The sequence below is a fragment of the Shewanella sp. 10N.286.45.A1 genome, from assembly GCF_041470405.1.
GTDB lineage: Bacteria > Pseudomonadota > Gammaproteobacteria > Enterobacterales > Shewanellaceae > Shewanella.
Genome location: NZ_JBFRMK010000040.1, coordinates 1 through 19,168 on the forward strand (window position 1 = coordinate 1; position 19,168 = coordinate 19,168).

Annotated in this window: 13 protein-coding genes; 3 read left to right on the plus strand and 10 right to left on the minus strand. The window is 41.0% G+C overall.

Translation table 11 applies throughout. The features are described 5' to 3' along the window. Positions 1-388 precede the first annotated feature (388 nt). Positions 389-1,285, minus strand: a complete 897-nt coding sequence (locus AB4238_RS03415) for a hypothetical protein (RefSeq protein WP_372031297.1) — start codon at positions 1,283-1,285, stop codon at positions 389-391. 781 nt (positions 1,286-2,066) lie between these two features. On the opposite strand from AB4238_RS03415, the gene AB4238_RS03420 reads away from it, so the two are divergent. Beyond that, positions 2,067-2,318, plus strand: coding sequence for a hypothetical protein (locus AB4238_RS03420; protein ID WP_372031299.1), 252 nt, complete (start codon positions 2,067-2,069; stop codon positions 2,316-2,318). 448 nt (positions 2,319-2,766) lie between these two features. On the opposite strand, the gene AB4238_RS03425 is transcribed toward AB4238_RS03420, so the two are convergent. After that, on the minus strand, positions 2,767-3,048 hold the full coding sequence (locus AB4238_RS03425; protein WP_372031301.1) for a hypothetical protein: 282 nt from the start codon (positions 3,046-3,048) through the stop codon (positions 2,767-2,769). Positions 3,049-3,245: 197 nt separating this feature from the next. Here AB4238_RS03425 and AB4238_RS03430 point away from each other — a divergent pair, with 197 nt between their 5' ends. Further along, positions 3,246-3,662 (plus strand): MerR family transcriptional regulator, encoded by a 417-nt coding sequence (locus AB4238_RS03430; protein ID WP_372031303.1) that lies wholly within the window; start codon positions 3,246-3,248, stop codon positions 3,660-3,662. Then, positions 3,659-5,893: a VIT domain-containing protein gene (locus AB4238_RS03435; RefSeq protein ID WP_372031305.1), complete on the plus strand. Its 2,235-nt coding sequence runs from the start codon at positions 3,659-3,661 to the stop codon at positions 5,891-5,893. The genes AB4238_RS03430 and AB4238_RS03435 overlap by 4 nt, the downstream gene beginning before the upstream one ends. Before the next feature lie 644 nt (positions 5,894-6,537). On the opposite strand, the gene brxL is transcribed toward AB4238_RS03435, so the two are convergent. The 8 genes from brxL to AB4238_RS03475 all read right to left on the minus strand — a co-directional run bounded on the left by brxL (position 6,538) and on the right by AB4238_RS03475 (position 19,153). Continuing rightward, a complete protein-coding gene (brxL, locus tag AB4238_RS03440; protein WP_372031307.1) occupies positions 6,538-8,604 on the minus strand; it encodes a protease Lon-related BREX system protein BrxL in 2,067 nt (688 codons plus the stop codon). Between the two features lie 12 nt (positions 8,605-8,616). Next, on the minus strand, positions 8,617-11,337 hold the full coding sequence (gene pglZ / locus AB4238_RS03445) for a BREX-1 system phosphatase PglZ type A (protein ID WP_372031309.1): 2,721 nt from the start codon (positions 11,335-11,337) through the stop codon (positions 8,617-8,619). A 411-nt stretch (positions 11,338-11,748) separates the two neighbouring features. Continuing rightward, the gene (locus tag AB4238_RS03450) at positions 11,749-13,299 is read right to left on the minus strand and encodes an Hsp70 family protein (protein ID WP_372031311.1); all 1,551 of its coding nucleotides are present in this window, start codon (positions 13,297-13,299) and stop codon (positions 11,749-11,751) included. Further along, positions 13,284-14,177, minus strand: coding sequence for a hypothetical protein (locus tag AB4238_RS03455; RefSeq protein WP_372031314.1), 894 nt, complete (start codon positions 14,175-14,177; stop codon positions 13,284-13,286). Before AB4238_RS03455 ends, AB4238_RS03450 begins: the two co-directional genes overlap by 16 nt. A 232-nt stretch (positions 14,178-14,409) precedes the next feature. Then, positions 14,410-15,501 (minus strand): hypothetical protein, encoded by a 1,092-nt coding sequence (locus AB4238_RS03460; protein WP_372031316.1) that lies wholly within the window; start codon positions 15,499-15,501, stop codon positions 14,410-14,412. A 42-nt stretch (positions 15,502-15,543) separates the two neighbouring features. Continuing rightward, complete coding sequence (locus AB4238_RS03465; RefSeq protein ID WP_372031318.1) at positions 15,544-16,422, minus strand: hypothetical protein; 879 nt, start codon at positions 16,420-16,422, stop codon at positions 15,544-15,546. Then, complete coding sequence (locus AB4238_RS03470; RefSeq protein WP_372031319.1) at positions 16,422-17,162, minus strand: DUF3944 domain-containing protein; 741 nt, start codon at positions 17,160-17,162, stop codon at positions 16,422-16,424. The genes AB4238_RS03465 and AB4238_RS03470 overlap by 1 nt, the downstream gene beginning before the upstream one ends. 59 nt (positions 17,163-17,221) lie before the next feature. Further along, positions 17,222-19,153: a DUF262 domain-containing protein gene (locus AB4238_RS03475; RefSeq protein ID WP_372031321.1), complete on the minus strand. Its 1,932-nt coding sequence runs from the start codon at positions 19,151-19,153 to the stop codon at positions 17,222-17,224. Positions 19,154-19,168: the final 15 nt, after the last annotated feature.

The following is a 19,168-nucleotide window of genomic DNA, read 5'->3' on the forward strand; positions in this document are numbered from 1 at the left end:
AAGTGTCGTCCACCCGACAGAAATGAGCCACTCCAATACCCCGTTAATAACGATTACCATTAAGTCAGCAAGCCGGAAGATAATTACTCAAGTAGCTATTTATGCCTTGCCTACAAACAAACAGTCATAATATTTCGAAGAAACTCTAAAATTCGCCATTACCGCCATTACTTATCATTAGAACGGTTTGAATCCTCAAAACGTTCTATGCGACAACTCTCAAGGCCTAGTAATTGTGGCCCAAAAACAGCGAATTTTGAGAGGACGAGTACTAGTTGGGTAGTATGGTGTTGAATGTCTGACACGAAAGCGTGGAAGGGATTTACGTTGCGAGGCATCGCTTACACAATTACGGGAACGGGCGCTTCGGCGCCCTTTTTCCGTTCCATTATCTATAAAATCTATTATTCAGCTCATCACACAGTGCCGTTCGGTGCACTACCTTACCTTTAAGAAACTCAGCATCCTCATGGCTCAATAATGCTTGTTTCGTCTTCTTATCAAACCGTGTTGGCATCTCATCAAGTAGCTGCTCATGCAGTCTCTTTATGTCATTGAAGATTTGCAGTGATTGCGAGAACAACATCACCTTACTGTAATAGCCGTTCTTGAGGCCATACAGCCACTTTAACAGAATGGTTTGTCTCGCAGCCTTAGTCTTAAATGAGTGCTCTATTTCTATGGCTGCAATTGTGCCATCGGGCTCGAGTGCTATACCGTCTACATTGCGTATGTCATTTGATTTAAATACCCGCTTAAACTCAGATTCTGTGACAAACGAATGCCAATAGGGTTTATCTCTATTGTCTTTTGTTTGATTGTGGACACCTTTAAGCAAAACATACTGCATCATAAGGTCGTGCATGATGGTGTTTTGGTTGACTCGCAGACTTGGCTCTCCGGTTCGAAAATACACCGCAACTGACAACAACTCTTCAGCGTATTTTGCGCCTGCATAATCGAGCACATAGACCCGCCCATCGATTGAGCGATGAGTGATAACTAAGCTCATTAATTTCTCACTAACAAGTTTGTTCAAATGCTCTAAAGCAAGTCGATGAGGCACGCCATAAAGCCAAGAGATAATGCTTGGAGATGTCACGCCAAAACGTGCCACCAGTTTCATCGTTAACGCCCGTCTGCTTTTTCCAATCTGATTGTTGTTAGCGCCGTGCTCATATCGCATTGGCATCGATAGATAAGGTTGGTATAACCGCCCTGCTTCACCGGCTGCGATTATCGTTTGGTTGATGAGCTGTTGCTGCGAAATGTTTTGCTCGTACATCTGGATACCTATCATTGCGTTATTAAGCGATATCAAGAGGTAGGACTTAGCAGTACAAACAATGGCAGTTTAGCCAACAAAGTGCTGATATTTATTCCGAGAACCTTATTTCTCCCTCTCGGGATGAAAATAGCGATAAGTATCGCTACCAAGCCAGGCTTTGCCTGATGGATGAATCACTTCGTGACACATCCATATGCCTTGAATCGCCCGCCAGCGCTGATGACTCGTCATCAACACTGTCTTACGAGCTACGCTCTAGCTATTCAAGACATCAAACGCGCATGTATCTCGCTCCGCTCTGTACTAACCGCATTTTCACCGCTTACGACGAGGGGATGTGTGCCACCTCTATTCCCTCTTTCGACGCCTTGCTTTTCTGACGAAAAGGCGAAGGGTTTAGCCATCAATTTGTGCCAAATGTGAGGCTAAATTTTGCTGAAGCAAAATGTAAATACGGTTAGTACAGACCAGCTGTACATGCGCGTTGCTCCTTTGAATCGATACTTCGTATCCATCCAAATACGCGAGCTGATAGCATGTTTCACATGCACTTTTGTCACAAAAACTCGTGCCGATTTTTGCTATAAAAGCGCACATTCGTTTTAGCATAACGGGAATTTTTTGCGGTTTTTTCGAGGAAAAAATGAAGAATAACTTGAGGAAAGCGCCAAACTTTTTGTTGCTGACAGTTCAGTCAAACAAGTTTGTAATTTAGCATTTTATCATTAATGTGTATAGAGAGGATTGAACATTTAAACAACAATTTTTGGAGATAAGTATGAGCAAAAACATTAGCACTGAGCCTCTAGTCAATATCGATGGCACGGCTATGGTGCCGGGTAGTAGTGTAGACATTCACGGCAATCCGTATGGAGTAACCGAGTCGGCAACAGATTCAAATTATGATGTGGTGAGTGACACCACTAACGACTCATTTAGCTGTGGATTTGATAGCTCATTCGACGATTCGTTTGATAGTTCATTTGACAGCGGTTGTGATTCATTTAGCTCAGGATTTGACGACTTTTAGATGTTTAATAAAAAGCTAACGAGAGACCAGACAACCAGTATCCCGCTATTATTTGGCGTAATACTCTTGTTCTGGTTGTTCTCTGTCTACATCGAAACAGGTGATATTCGGTACCTCGTCGTCTATAGTTTAGGTTCGTGTAAACTGACTTTTGGCATTGCTACATACCAAAGCCTATGCACAGAAAACCCAAACAAAGTGAACTTATGGCGCGCTAGCTACTACGTGTTAATTCGAATTGTTTAAGCCAAAAACTAAGGAGAACAAATGTACTTTTTAATCCCTGCTGCAGTGATGATTATAGGCGTGCTATATCTTGTTAAGCACGCCAAAGATTGAGTGTCTATAGGGCATTCAACCCGCAGGGAGTTGCTCTTGTTTAAGCAGATAAAGCTTTAATAGAGCAACAGCCCTCAAAACCGCTCAAGTTAAATTTACTTATTCATAGCTAGTTGTTTTCAACGCCCAAAGAAGCCAGATACTCTTTTAGCGAGATATCAGCTCTTTTCTCTTGGTTAGTTAATCTATCTTTCAATCTTAGACTTTTATCTTTTCTTGGACTGGAACAACAATCACATGACCAACACTTAGCCGTATTGGCATAAAGACCTAATTTCAAATTCGGCTCTGAGAACCACTCCCCCATCGAGTGACCAAAATAGTTACGCTTGGCAACTTGTTGCTTTTTACGGTTGTAATGATGCCTTCTGAGCGAACGCCTCTGTTTCATTTTCTATCTCCACTTGTGAGGTGGTTACTGCTTCCAGCAACCGCCATATCGGGAGATGAACAATTTTATCGTTGACCAAGGCAACACCCCTTTCACTCATTTCTTGTAAGAAATGTAAAATAAATAACTTAACAGTTGATCTGAACAGTATCACTGTCTAGTATTGGTGTCACTAAAAATCATCCGGCTCAAATACTATGCGCTACAACCTTAATGATCTTTGCCAGCTGGTTGAACTGAAACCTCGCACTGTACGCTTTTATATCCAAAAAGCGTTACTTCAAGCGCCTGAAGGCAGTGGACGCGGTGCGTTTTATACTCAGAAACACTTAGAACGACTGCTCGAAATTAAAAAGTGGCAAGATGCAGGCTTATCACTCGATCGCATCGGTGACCTGCTGTTCGATACAAGCGATACCAAGCCCCTTCCACCACTCAAGCGCGCCAAAGCAGGTGATATAGAAGTCTGTAGTCACATACACATAGATGAAGGTATATCACTCACACTAAACCCAAGCAAAGCTGGGTTAACACCAGAACAAGCCAAACAACTAACACTAGAAGTCATCTCGCTGTACCAACGCATCACATCAAGCGATAAGGAAGAGAAATGAACAGTGAAATTGGATTAACATCATTATCGGGTGAGCAAGTTGCATTAGAGTCAGTTGATATAACAGCAAAGCTCACAGGCGTATTATCTGAAGTCGAAATAAAACAGCACTATCAAAACAATTCAACAACTAATATCGAAACCGTCTATACCTTCCCCCTTCCTATTGACGCTGTACTCACCTCATTAGAAATCGAAATAAATGGCGAGTTACTGCAAGGTCACGTAAAAGCAAACAAAGCCGCAGAAGAGGATTATGAAGAGGCGATTGTCAGTGGTGATACCGCCGTCATGCTGAGTAAACTTAATGATGGCCTTTATTGTATTAACTTAGGCAATCTTTTAGCCGGTGAAGCCGCCGTTATTACCTTTTGCTACGCTCAACTACATCAGTGGCAAGCTGACAGCTTGCGTTTTTACCTTCCCACAACCATCGCCCCCAAATATGGCGTACCGCAACAGGGCACCATTGCAGAACACCAAATACCGCAACATGCGTTAGCAGCATCTTATAAATCAACCTTTTCAATTTCAATTGAAGGGTTATTAGCAGGCACTGCGATTCACTGCCCGACGCATGAGATACAGCACCAAGTTAACGACCAGATAATGCGAGTGAGTTTTAACAGCCCGCAACCCATGGATCGCGACTTTATTCTAGAACTCGCTAAACCAAACGGATATGTAGGCGAAGGCTACTGGGCTAATGACGGTGAGCATACCGTGGCATTAACCTCATTTATTCCTACACTTGAAACGGCACCAGCGCCAAAACCTGAACCACGCTGCGTAAAAATTGTAGTCGACTGCTCAGGCTCAATGGCTGGTGATTCGATAAAGCAGGCGCGCATTGCACTCATTGAAATTGTTAACAAACTCAAAAGTGATGACTGGTTCAACATCATCTTATTTGGGTCACACCACAAGCAGCTGTTTAACGAGTCTGTATTAGCCACTAGCGCCAATATTCAAATAGCCCAAAGACAACTACACAACCTAGAAGCTAACTTAGGTGGAACGGAGATGAAATCGGCATTAAATGCCGCTTATCGCTCACAAACACCCACTGGATTACCAACCGACCTACTGCTGATCACAGATGGTCAAATCTGGGATGAAGACCAAGTCATCAACAATGCGACCCAGTCAAACCATCGCCATTTTGTTATTGGTGTAGGCAGCGCAGTCAGTGAAGCCTTTTTATCGAAACTTGCCACACTCACCCAGGGTGCCAGTGACTTTGTGACACCAAACGAAGTCATGAGCACACGCATCGTGCAGCACTTCAAGCGTATTAAGCAAACTCCACTAACAGATCCACAGCTATGCCTTAGCGACAAATATTCAGCGCCACTATGCTTTGATCCATTGCCCGCCCACAAAAGCACACTTTTTTTAGGTGATACAGTTAATGCCTTCACTCTGTATGAAGGCTACCCAGCCGCAACGGCAGATCTCTATTACGAAGGTGAGTTTAACCAAGCTGAATACGAAAAAGAAATGTACGGCGCTACCATTACCGTCACACAAAAACAAAATGATAACGGTTTACTCGCCAGGCTTGCTGCCCACGACCGACTCACGCAAGTAAGTGATAGCGAAGCACTTGAAATAGCCGAGAAGTATCAACTGATAACGCAATCAACCAGCTATATTCTAGTAAAAAACAATGTACACAAAGGTAATGCAGGGCTCCCGCAGTTACAAACCATCGCCCACCAACTACCCGCTGGGCAGAGTGGCTTCGGTGCTGTGGCTAATAGTCTCATGTTTAGTAGAAGCGCCGCTCCTGATACAGCTTGCACACAAAGTGCGCCAATAGCGATCCATTGTGAGCAAAGTGACCCACTCGACGTCCCCTTATTCTTGCGAAAGCTTGTAGACTTCGACGATTTTGAGCCCACTAAAAACCTTGCCGAGCATCTTAATAAAGAATTCCCCCCAGAGAACAACATGGGTATGAGTGAATTCGATATTATAGATCTTGATGAACGAGGCGAAGATGAAGCGATAATTGATATGCTCTACCAACTAGAACATTCAGGCTATAACGAACAGAAGCTAGTCGCCGCTTGGCTCAGCCTATACAACGAGTTTAACCCACACAATAAATTCAGCCGCCACGTCACTCGCTTGGTTAGAGTGCTATGTAAAGAGTTAGATGTGAGTGAGAGTCTTGTTGAAGTTGTCAGGGAGGAAGTTCAACAGCAAACAGCCGTTGCTAGCCAATAGCAAAGTAAGCACATCAGAGGTGTTCGTTCAGTCCTGGCTAGTCATATCCAACTATACTAGCCAGCCGAATACGGATAGTGCCAGCCAGAGGGAGTACCAAAGTGGAATTAGAGCTTAAAGAACAGCATATCCTTGAAAAATACATCCCTGGTATAAGCAAGTTCAACAATTAAGATAAAGAGAAAGCACTAGATGCATGGTCTGATCTAATCATGTACCAAATCAATGCATGAACCCTGGCGTACATCGCGGAATATATGTGATTACCAAACTACATAGAAACAGGTGATATAGGCATCTCGTCGTCTATAGTTTAGGTACCTGCAAACTGACTTAAGGCACTACAACATACCAAAGACTTTGCACAGAAAGCCCAAGCAAAGTGAACCTATGGCGCGCAAGCTATGTGTTAGTTCCAATTGCTTAAGCTAAAAACTAAGGAGAAAAAATGTACTTTTTAATCCCAGCTGCAGTGATGACTATTGGCGTGCTATATCTTGTTAAGCACGCCAAATATTAAAGTCCGAATGTTTTTAAGTGATTTAATCAGCTAAATAACTCAATACGAGAACTTGATTCAGGTTCGTTTACTGCCCTCCACCTAGATAGAAGGCCTTCAACAGCCTTATCAGTTGCAGCCCCCCCTAATTAACCCCCAAAGCTTTATAAACTGCATCAACTGGATCGCTATAAAAGCTCACTTGAAACTTGGTGAATGTTTCGGCAGGAACGGTTGGGATATCAGTTGCTGAAGCCATAGGCAATAACACCTTAGTTGCGCCAGCTTCTAATGCGACCTGCATGCTTGAGGCTAGATCTTGCACAGGATTAACAACACCTCCTAGCGTCATGCTTCCCAATACAACCATCTGTTCCTGCACAGGCTTTTTAAGCAAAATAGAGCAAGAAGCCACAAGTGAAGACAAACTCGCAGTATGACTATTACCTGAGCTCTGAAGATCAACAAAGTGAAGGTGAAACTCATGCTCTGAAAAGTGCGAATTAGCCGCGATCCTGCTTAAATTCCCTTTAAAATACTCGAAGCCTACTCTAACCTGATCTTTTGCAAGAGTATCAGGCCCTAATCCTGAAGTAGAGTGCTTTCCTGTACCTGGTGTCATCTGTGTTTCTAGGCGATATACGCCTAACTTTCCTGTTGCCCCTTCACTCACAAAATGAACTACTCCAGCATTCGAAATTCCTGCTGGAATCAGGTTTGCTCCCCCTTGCTCAGGTACGTTGACAAAAAACTCTTCTAAAGAATCGTTATCTATGTAACTGAAGTTCACATCGAAAAACTCCATCCCACCAATCTTTTTAAGCTGCTCTTTAATACGGCGACGCACTTCTAGGGAATAAATTAAGCAAGTTCTCACCTCCTCCTTTGTATAGTCACCATGGGGCACTAACAGCTTCAGTAATCCAGAGGTTGTTCTACGAACACCAATCACGTCTCGCTGATTGAGATTATTACCCAGCTTAAAGAACTTGTCTATAGAGTCAGAGAAAGTCGTCTTTCTCATCTCTCTCATATACTCAGCAAGGTAGTCAGTTATTAAGCCAAAGCGGTCAGTAAAAAATTCCGGCCGCATTTTGGGTATTTCCCAGCCAGGAATATAGCCATGGAAACGGTCAAAGAATGCCGCATCAATCATCTCATCAGGGAAAGGGGATAACAGATGGCTAGTTTTTACTAGGGTTTCGACACTATGATCTATGTTACCGACAAAAACCATAGAGGCTTTCGCCTCAATAGAATCACGGCCACGAGAAAAAGATCCTGAAGCCATATAGTCTTTCATGATCTGCACACCGTCTTTATCCTTAAAACGGATACCAGCGACCTCGTCGAATGCCACCACATCCCACATACCTACCAGACCAATTTGGCGGGATGACATGTTATAAAACAGGTTAGCCACTGTTGTTTGACCACCTGAAACTAATAAAGAATTAGGCGAACACTCCTTATAAACATGTGATTTACCAGTCCCGCGAGGACCAAGCTCACACACATTGTAGTTGTTCTCAACAAATGGGATCATTCGAGCAACCAAATGCCATTTTGCACGCTGCTCTAAGTTGGCTGGTTCCATGCCAATTGAGCGAAGTAAAACATCCATCCACTGGTCTAAAGTGAAACTCCTACGAGCATTAAACACCTCATCCATATTCATAGATGGCATCTGGATAGGTTTTAAATTAGCGACACTAAATGGTGATATTTTCTGCCCCTCTTCATAAAAGTAACTCAAAGTGATGATGCACCAGATCCCACCAGTGAGTAGCTTTTCGTTATCTTTTACTATGCCATTAGGTACCACAGCATCTTTAATACCTAAGTTAGAGAGGTTAGCTTCGTATATATCTTTCTTCTGGTTTAACTTAACCGATACCTTATCGATAACCTTGTAACTACCTTTTTCACGAATAAGTGATTTTGCTTTTTCCGCTTCATCAGGCCTTACATAGTTATCCGTTAGAATTTTCTTAACACGGATCATACCCGCTTCAATGAGATCATCATCAGTCGCTGAGCAATACATACCCAGCAGATACTCAAGCACATAAACAGGGACATTAGCGCCCTCTTTTAGCTGCTTAGTTAAATCTTTTCTTACCACACGACCTTTAAATTCAGCCGTCATCAGCTCATCAAGATCGAAGTCTCTTATATCTCTAATTTCTTCGGTAATATTATCGTTGGTCATTCTTCTTATCCGTTAAAAAAGATCATCAAAGTCGTCTTGGATTGCCAAGTCAATCGTTACAGAATGCGTTGCATAGCGATCACTTTGCTCGGTATCCCACATAACTAACTTATAGGTTACTGCTCGGTCAAAGCCTGTGCCATTTAGGGTCAATATCGCATTACGTTTACGCTCATCACTATTAGAGGCTGTAGAGTCAAACAGAACCTGCGCCTTGTTAGATAAAACGACACCTTCGGGGTCTTCTATCCAAATACTTAAATTACGCTCTTTAAACTGTTCGCCAACAGCATTAGTCTGCAAAAACTCAACTTTCTCACTTAGAGTAACCAACCTAAGTCCATTACTTAAAGGTACGACACCCACTTTTTGTTTAGCCGTTGTTTTCTGCTTAGTTGTTTTTAGATGCTCAATGCGCAGCACTGGCACACAAACCTCTTGCGGCATAATACCGCCATGAATAAACTTGGCACCGCCAACAAAGTTAAAACGATTTGAACCACGAGGAACAATAAACTCAGCCTGATCACCATTAGTAGATAAATTGGCTGTTACAGCCATATCACCTTTCCAGTAGAAACTATCTTCAGGAAGGTGCTGGCCAATGAGATAGCGCTTTTTAGCTTCAACTGTTCCACTTGGCTTAACTGACAATGCTGTCTTATCAGACTCAACAACATCACTCGACTTAAACAAAAATCCATGGTCAGCAGTTACTAAGATTCTATTGCCATTTAGCTTATTAATAATACGCTCAACTAATAACCTAACTTCCTCAACTCCCTTAGCGCAAGCTTCGAACGTTTTATTCTCTGTTGCAGCTTTATCACCAATTGCATCTATTTCATCATGATAAATATACACAACTCGCGCATCTGAAACGGCCTTTCGGCCCTCTTCATTTGTCCAATTAAGAACATCTGAAGCCTTGACTGCCATCCCCTGATACTTTTTAAGGATTGCATGTCGATTCTCAAGGCCATGCACACTTAATCCATCAGCCTTGTACTTGATATCTTTACCAATATGGGCTGTCAGCTCTTTATGGGGTAACAGAGATGCCATACCAAGTTGGGTATAACTTGGTACAACGCCCAGTTGTGACTTAATAACAGACTTAAAGCGTTTCTCTTTGTTAATCTTCTCATGTATTTCGTGGGCAACCTCATAGCGCAATGCATCGCTGATAATAACGAACACCCGCTTGATTTGACTCGACTGGAATATCCTTTCTACCTCATTGTTGTAGAAGTCATATTGATTAAATAAACCACCAATCTTCCATTGCTCTAACAGGTTTTCATCATCTACATGCTTACCCCAAGCGATGGCAAGATCATGCAGGAACCAATTGACATACAGCTCTTCGATATCATCGACTAACTTAAGCTTTTTTAGGATGTCTGAACCTTGATGGGCCACATGGCTAGCATTTTCACAAAAGCTGCGGTATGCGGTGTCAAATTGGAAAAGTTCATTTTCATAGGCTCTATACAGCTCTTTAGCTGAAGCAAAGTCAAAACCATCAATGTATTTCGACTTTAAGGAGTAAAACTGTTTAGCAGCTTTAATCGCTGAGTAAACATTCGTGTACTTAGTATCAACAAACTCTGGCTTAACGTGGCACCAGTGGGTAGAAAGACGGTGCGATACCAGGTTATTAACCTCTTCTTGGCTTAACGAGGCAATTAACTTAACGAGTAATACCGATATCTGCTTATCAGCAAACTCAAAAGTTTCAACAAGCCGCAACTTATCTGGAGTTTCAATTAGCAGCAGTTTATCTGAGACTTCATAATCACTTTCTATACGCTTTGCAAGTCGATTGTAATTACTTTGATAGGTTCGACTCTCACGAAGTTGGACTACGAAACTAACAACTTTCGCACGCCTTCCAGAATTCATCCCTACACGTTCAGCGGTATAACCTGATTCGAGTTGTTCTAGGGTTGGCATGGGTAACAGGTGGGTAGTAAAGCGATTAACAACTTCATCGCTATTCGAGCAACCACTATTAATCAAAGATTGATAGCATTCAGTAAAGAGAAGTTTTACTGCAAGCTCACGTATCGTCGGTTTTTGATCTGCCCCCTCCTCTATGGCTTCGACAATATAGCCCAACTCGTCATACGCAAACCGCCAAAAAGAATCAGAGAGGTCAAATTTTTCAAGCTCGGCTAATAGATGATCTGATTCAAAGTCATCAGCTAGCTGACCTAATAGAGTCTGCAAAATAGTGACGAAAGTTGGAGTCTCGATTTTTAAAGCTGCTGCAATTAACGCAAGTTCAAGTTCACTTTCAGTTGCCGATGTCGGCAGCACTTTCTTTAGCCGAGCCACACGCTGTTTACTGCCAAAGAACGCTTTGTACTTGGTAATAACAGGACGAAACTCCATATTCATACCGATATCATTAAGAATCATTGAGCTGCTATCAGCATAAAACTCTTGAGCATAAAGCCTAATATCGTACAACCAGTCTCTAATCGGTTCATTAGGTGCACTATTGCTATACAGTAAAAAAGCAGTCTCTGGCTCTATTAACTCTACACGGTGCTTTACCTCTAGGTGAGAAAGAGTATCTAAATGGACAATTTGAGTATCACTGTAAGCAGTCTCAAAAGATAGACATTCAACAAGGTCATTGAACTCATTGTCGGTGTCTTGCCAAAAGACAATTCGGCTCCTCTCAAATTTGGCCTGAAGACCCTGTTTTAATTGTTCAAAATTCATTAGCTAAATTCAGCCTTATTCTCATCATTTTCTTAGCAGTAGATTAAAAAACAACATACTGCTCCGCATGGCTAGGAGCCTTTAATTCGTATATCAACTACCATTGACACTATGTGTAAGGGGTTAAACGTTAATTTGGGCCAGTCAAAAGTATACTGTCCACCACTAAATACCAGCAATTTACACACGAAAAGCAATATCAACAACAACCAACTTTCCATCTAGAACCGCAGTAGGAACAGGGTTGATAGAACAAGTGTTCATCCCACTGTTCTGTTGTCATGTGTTGCTTAAAAAATGGATTATCGTCATTAAATTTCTTCAGTAATTCTCCAGGAACAAGATTCCAAGCATTACAGTTATGAGTCACATTAGATCTCACTGCCACACCTTGGTACTCCCCTTGTCCCTTCAGCACTTTTTTACTGTAAGTGCCTCTTGATTTGAAACTGAAGTTCTTAGGGAAAATTCAAGGTCGTATATTTGATGAGACACTTGCTGCTGTATGTCGGCAGCAAGGGCTCTTACTGTCACAATGTAGTTCTCATCCACCTCAACGAGAACCTCAATTCTCTCTTTCATTGGAGGAAATTCTGGGTTAACAGGAACACTTAAATTAGCATAAGTAGTTCGCCGATCAGCTGCAGCCGTTTTACCTACCATTTGAGGTCGTTTAAAAGTTAATACCGCTTTCCCATCACGTGGGTCTGCGCAATACAGTCCTTGGGGAATAGATTTGCTATTCCCTCGTTTCGGTAACTCTGTACCCTCAGGCATCAAAGCCAATAGCGAATTTCTAGCTTCTACTAGCTCAAATGGCTTAGCTAAAGACAGGTTTAAGTTCTCTTTAGCAATCCAAGCTGCACCTTCAGAAATAATTCGATCTCCTTTTGGAGAAACCTCAAGCACTGCAACTCCGAATATTTCGCGCAACTGCTGTTCAATTATCGGCATACTTACCATTCCACCAGTAGCCAAACAAAGCGCTATTGACTGGTGATCTAAATCTGCTTGCTCAGTGCTTAGAAGGTGCTCAATCTCCTTTATACCTTGATTTACAATTTGACGAGAGATGGACTCTAGTGTCTCTTGGCTTAATTCAAACTCTATCTCTGACTCTTCCTCGCTATCTCCATTGTAATAATCAGGAACAAACACAATACTCTTTGAGCGCTTCGACAAGATAATTTTTGCACGTTCACATTGCTCAAGAAGCTTGGCTTTCATACCAGGATGACGAGATTTTTTAGTCTCTTCAGTCCAAGCAAACTTTTTAGCATGCTCCTCCTCGATGAAGCGTAAAATCGCTTCATCAAGATAGTCACCACCAACTTTATTATTACCACGATTCATTACCTGAACAATTGTGCCATTACGAATTTGGCATAATGTTAAATCAAGAGTGCCCCCACCCCAATCAAAAACAAGTATGGTTTTACCCTCATCTCTTCTCAAAGAGTTTAAAGGATCAGATTGATCCTTATAGTAGCCATATAGAGCCGAAAGAGGCTCATGCACAAAAGAGTCAACTTTAATCCCTGCATCTAACATTGCTTCACGAAGCGCTTGTCTCGAGCGCCCATCCATAGCAACAGGTATAGTAACTACTGCTGTCGAAAGATCTGCAATATCAGCACCATCATCATCTTCAGCATGCTGAATTAAAAAGCGCATCAAATCAGCAACAACATCTTTAGGATGTTTAATTGCACCACCAACAGGTATGTGATCACTGCCAATAAACTTCTTAGGGCCTCGAATGGTGCTGCCGAATACACCAACACCACTCTCTTCTAATTTCTGTTTAGCCTTCGAGCCACAAACAGTTTTTCCACCATCATAAGAAACTACAGATGGATGAGGACGATTTCGTTCAGTAAACGATTTGATTTTTCCTTCTTTGGTCACAACAGAGATCAGACTGTTAGTCGTGCCAAAATCTATTCCTATTTTTTGAACCATTCTAACTCCTCTTCAACTCGCTCAATCATTACATCAATATTATGAACCGCGATATGCACTTTCGGGGTTTCACGGTCTAACGCCTTAAGTGAGCTTTGTAACGTCGATAGAAGCTCCTCTTCAAGAAAGTTTAGGGCTTTAGCTTTAGCTTTAGAGGTATCATCCTTTAAATGAACTTTTTGGGCTTTCAACGACAGCTCACTTTCGGAACTTTGTTCAGTAAGTGCCGTTAACTGCTGCTTGAGGTCTTCAATCAAGGCATCCCTTTCTTGAACCTCTGATTTATGATTTTTTATTTTATTTTCAAGCTTCTTGTTCTTCTCGGCTAAATCTCCCACCTCACGTCGAGCACTTATAGAAGCCGATTTAGCTGCTTCTTGCCTAGCTTTAAAATAAGACAACGTTGCGGAGAAATCTTTAAGTAAAGAGCTGCTGGTTATCGATGCTAAAAAATACACCATTGACGTTTTTGCATGCCCGTCACCATCTATAGAAACGGCCTTTTTACTATCAACAGGCTTTAAACTATCAGCTAACAGCTTATTGAAACTATTGAGAGTGATTTCAATATCTGACTTACCTGTTTCGAATGTCCATATGTGGGCTATAGCAAGTATATTAGCTTCCAGGGTTTTCTTTTGCGCGGGCTTGTAGGTTTCCCCTTTGAAGTGCTCGAAGCTGTTTCTCAATTGCAAAATTAAGTGAGGCAAATAACCGGAGTTAGTTGATGAGATATCACCAAGTAAAAATATATTCGAGTTATTTAAAGGATTAAGGAACGTAATATTACTAATTACCTCACATGCAAAAGACAACACCTCTTTACGAACCTCTAAATGTCTGCAATTTGCACTAGCAACAACTAATGCTAATAACACCTTAAGTTCACTGTCAGTATCGAGGACTTTTTTACTTAATGCATTACGCTCGTTAATCGACAGTCTGGAGTTCATCGGCAGCTCAGCTAATGAATTGCGATGTTCGGATAGTAGCTTAAGTGGCTTTTTCTTATTGTTTTTTCCATCAGCCACAACACTAAATAGGTCACTAAGCAAATCAGGAAGGCTACTGAAATTTACGATCGGCTTTTTCGAGTTATTGGTAAAATTCTCACGCATTATGATGTTCTTCTATTTTCATTAAATTGAATGACTCATGATGAGACAGTCTCTTTTTCATTTTTTGTACCAGATCAATTTGGCCTGTATTATATGCTTTTCTTAATAGTAAAAAATCAAATTTCATACGGTCATTCAGGCTAATGTTGCGCTTAGGCAACGTATCAATACAATCTCTAACCGTCTCAACAGTATGCTCATTAAATACTACTATCACATCATCAATTAATAGAGAGGTCACCCTATCTATTGGTAATTGATTTCCGGTTTTACTAGAGATAGTACTTAAGCTTGCTAATGACGACCCATTAAAAAATGCCATCGCTGCTTGCAACCCAGGAGTAGCATTGAGATATACTGAATCAAATTGGTTTTGGTTAAAATCTATGACAGCTTGAATAGCAAATGAAATTGGGGTGTTGTACTGTTTGAGTTGTGTTCTAGCTTGATTAAAGCGTGGTTCAAAGTCTTCAAAGGTTAATACCTTAGCATTATTGTCTTTTGCCATAATTCCTTGGAGGTACTTAACTATACCATCAACGTAATTGCGTACTGTTGGTAACTCTGCGCAAGCATGAACAAATTGGGTGACTAGCTCGTCTGTAAAATCATCTCTACTTAAAAATAGCCAAAAGAATTCATCAACTTTTTCTAATTCATTAGAGTCAGCCACATCGATATCGATTTTGAACTCTTTTCTAGTCCCTTGATTTGTAACCACTAGTTCAAAGTAATACTTATCCTTAGACTGAAGCAGCTCAAGCATTCCTACATAGTCCATTTCGATATCATTGCTAAAGATTTTTTCGTAATGAGTAAGCTCGATATCACCATTAGTCAGTTTTGTACGAACCGAGACTGAAGTCGATCCAACTGAACGGCCAAAAATAAGTAATTGTGGCGTCTTACTTGGATGTTTGTCCCACTCGTGATGAACCCGTTTATCATCAGTCGTAAATGTCTCATTGCAAAAACGACACTGATAATTGCTTTCACTAGGAGTAAAGGCAACACAGGTGTCTGGAGTTGGTACAGAGCCACCGCTATTACCAGGGTCAATGAAATTGGTGTAATAGTTACCCACTGTTAAATACCTCATTCCTAGCTAATGAATAAAATAGAATATCTACGTTCTGACTTCTAACGCTGGACGTGTTAATGATTTAAGCAGTGCCTTGTTGTTACTTGATTCAAACAACGCTTTCAAATCATCCTTCTTTTCATGAAAAGATAACGCAATAGGGTTAGCATCTCCCCGAATAGCAGCTTTGGCTTTTGAATTGCACCAACCTCTATAATATTCGATTGTTTGGCTATAACGCTTGCTACTCTCACGCATCAAGTGCTCAGAAAGATTAAACTTTCCATACCGGTCACAAAGCTGACTTTCGATGTAAATGGCTTTGGGTATAATATCAAGCATCATTGTGATGAAATCTAACATCTGTTCAAAATGGCGATCAGTTAATTGTTCAGCATAAGAAATGAGGTTATCTATTAATGACAATACTTCGTTGCGTTCGGTTGATAGCTGAGTAATCAAATTAGAGGCAATATCTTGAGTTTCCGGAACTAAAGATCGATCCAACAAAAGAACTCTTGAAGACTCGACCACACCAAAATATTTTGAAAGTTTTTCCATATAAAACATCACATTTTGAGCATTTATATCAGATGAAATCAGGTCCATTTGCTTCTGAAGTTTGTCTATTTTATTTGCAAGATACATTGTCTGAACAACGATGGCTCCAACAACGATTGTGGTCGATAAACCAATTGCGACCAACTGCGTGGAATGGGTAGCTTGGAGCAACTGACTTAATTCGTTTATTTTGTCAGAATCAAATGAAACTTGCTTTAACGGCATGTGCTGAACAATACCTGATTTATCTGCAAGCTCAGTCCAATAGGCAACACCATCACGTAAAGTAATCTTCCCACTTTTCAGTCCTTCAAGAACTTTGGGGTAAACTTTTATCCAATCAAAAGTAAAGATAGTTTCCATTAGAAAATAGGGTCCTTTTCATTGAGCATTTGTTGGCGCATAGCTGCAATTTGCACAACAGCAGGTAGTGTCACTCTAAATGCAGGTCCACTAATTGCTGGTATTGTAAGAAGGACAGTAATAGCAATGCCTATTGGGCCTGCAAAAATACCTATAACACGAGCTAACCCTGCATTGGCAGCAATAGTTAGCCCACGCCCAAGCAATGCTTTTGCAACAGCATTAGCAACAATCATAGCGACTTGGTAAGACATAAAGCCTCCCATTCGTATTGCGGCAATAATTGCAGTTAAAGCAGCACCACTTGTTAAAGAAGTATCTACTTTGAGTTCTTTCCTTAACTCCGCTCTTTCAGATTCAGACATTTTTTCCCATGAATCTTGAAATAGTTTTGCTAATAAAGCTTGTTCTATTTTAACTACTTCAGCTTTATAATCAGTTTTTATCTTTAGCTTCTTACAGACATCAATGAGCACTTCTTTATATTCAACACCTGAGCGTCTGCACAAATTAACCAGAGTATCGCCACCAAAATGTTGCAGCTCGCCAGCAATCTGTTGCCAAACTTGCTGATAGTCACCATCAGCGGCTTTAAATTCTGTATTATCTGTAAGCGTCTCGGTATACCTCAACTCACCATCTTTATCTATAGTGAGGTACTTAACTAAAACACTAAGCATCTCATTGTCTGCATAGCGAAGTAACTCCAAGTATTTATCATTTCTGTATGTATTACTCATCTACACATTGTCCCTAAAATAATTATTAACAAGCAACTGTAATCAAAAGCTAAAACAGATTAGATTACAGCTTCAAGCTCTTCCTTCCTTGATAAAAAGTCCAGGTGGAGGAGTTTAGTTTTAAACTCTTCATCACCAATTGATACAGCCCACCTTTTCTCCATAAACTCAAGTAGCTCTAGTCCTCGTTCAAGAGTGTTTTCAGGTAGCCACTCAGCATGCTGAGCAATCTCATTTTCTGAAGAAGAGCCGTTGTAGTAACCAACTCCACTTCCGTTATTTTTCTTATCATCAAAGCCATCATTTTGTAGGCTTGAATTCTTTGCACGACTAAGAGGCACTAGGTTACCCAGTGAGTTAGCAATAAGAGTGGTTTGTTCATTATCTAAGTGGCCAAAACGCGCCTGCCAATACTCATTATCAGGGGTCTGAGGAAAGATATGCTCAATTGTAATGTTGTCTTTCTTGGTTGCTTTAAGATCTGACCAACCCAACTTATTGGTCGATTGCTTACCCCGTGTGGTTAACCACTGATCATGTTCATATAAAAAATAACGTAAGCCATCCCATTTGAAGAAACCACCAAGACCAAGCTCATACTTCTCTGCAATGTAGCTCAAGAACCTCTGAGGATCGTAGTAACTATCAATCCAGCTGTTAATATTAGCTATCACTGAATCTATACAAATCGTTCCCGTCGCTAAGTCCCTCGCCATAGAGAAAAACTCAGAATCTCCGGTATTTGAACGGCGATGACATAACGAGAACAAAGTAAAATTATACCGCTCTGCCGCAACCAGGAGCTTATTGATATCTTCTACAGTTTGCTTAGAGACAAAAGCAGCTAGCAACAATGGTCTAAACGCCTTGAAGCTTAAACGCTGAAGGCGATCCAACAACAGTTTATTCTGCTCATCCTTATAATCCATTAACGAGAAATAAGGGTTGTGGATGTAGAACCAATGACGAATAGATTCTTGCAAGCTGGTCACATAATCACTAATTTCACTGACGATGATCTTGTCCTCTTCCTTCCCTGGATGAGTGACATTCCTTGCCGTGAACTTGTCATTGAGTAAATATTTTATGTAATCATCACCTTTGTTCCTTGTGTACTTAAAATACATTGTCCAGTGATTACGCAAAAACAGATTTTCGTTCAATGGTGCTTCAGGATTTTTACCTAGGTATTCATACATCGTCTTCCATGCACTATTGACCTTATTACGAAGAACATCATGCCCTTCATGATCATGAAATAAGGTAGAAAGGTAAATAAGGCGGTTTTTTAGCAGCTCAAGGCTAGTGAGTGGCTTACCACGATTATTCATTGTTTCGAACGTTACAAAAACATCAATTTCTTCATCAATTTCATACAAGTTATACTTCAATTTTTGCGTTAACTTTTTAAATATTAGCGCTATATCCTCGACATCAAGTTGAGCAAGTTGCTCTTTAAAATAGTCCTTCGCTGCCAGTAAGTTTTGAGTGTATAGAGTTTCTTGATGTAGATTGCTATGTGAGTGCTCTCCGAAGATCGTCGTTTTAAGGTACTCGTCGCTGGGGTTATCTTTTTCATAACCAAAAATGAAACTTTCACGCTGCCCATCATCCGCTTTAAACAGAATATATTGTTTGCGTATGCTTTCTAGTGACTGATAGTTAAGCTGTACATTTGGGTCAATTGACTCAATTATCGATTGAATTAAAATCATCGATGTTGTTAGTCGCTGCTGCCCATCAACAACATAGAAAGGCTTAAAACCGACACCATCAATAATCCATTCATCCTGCTCCCACTTTTGCCATAGCTTCGATTTAACAGGCTCTAACGTTATAACGCCAGTGTAGTGGACTCGTTTAGGATCAAGCTGAATGATATCTTCCCAAAAATCGACTAGTTGTTGCTTAGACCAAGCATACCCGCGCTGGTAATCAGGGATACGTAGGATGCGACGCTCAAATATGTCATTTAGACTTTGTAATTTCATATATTCCTTCAAATA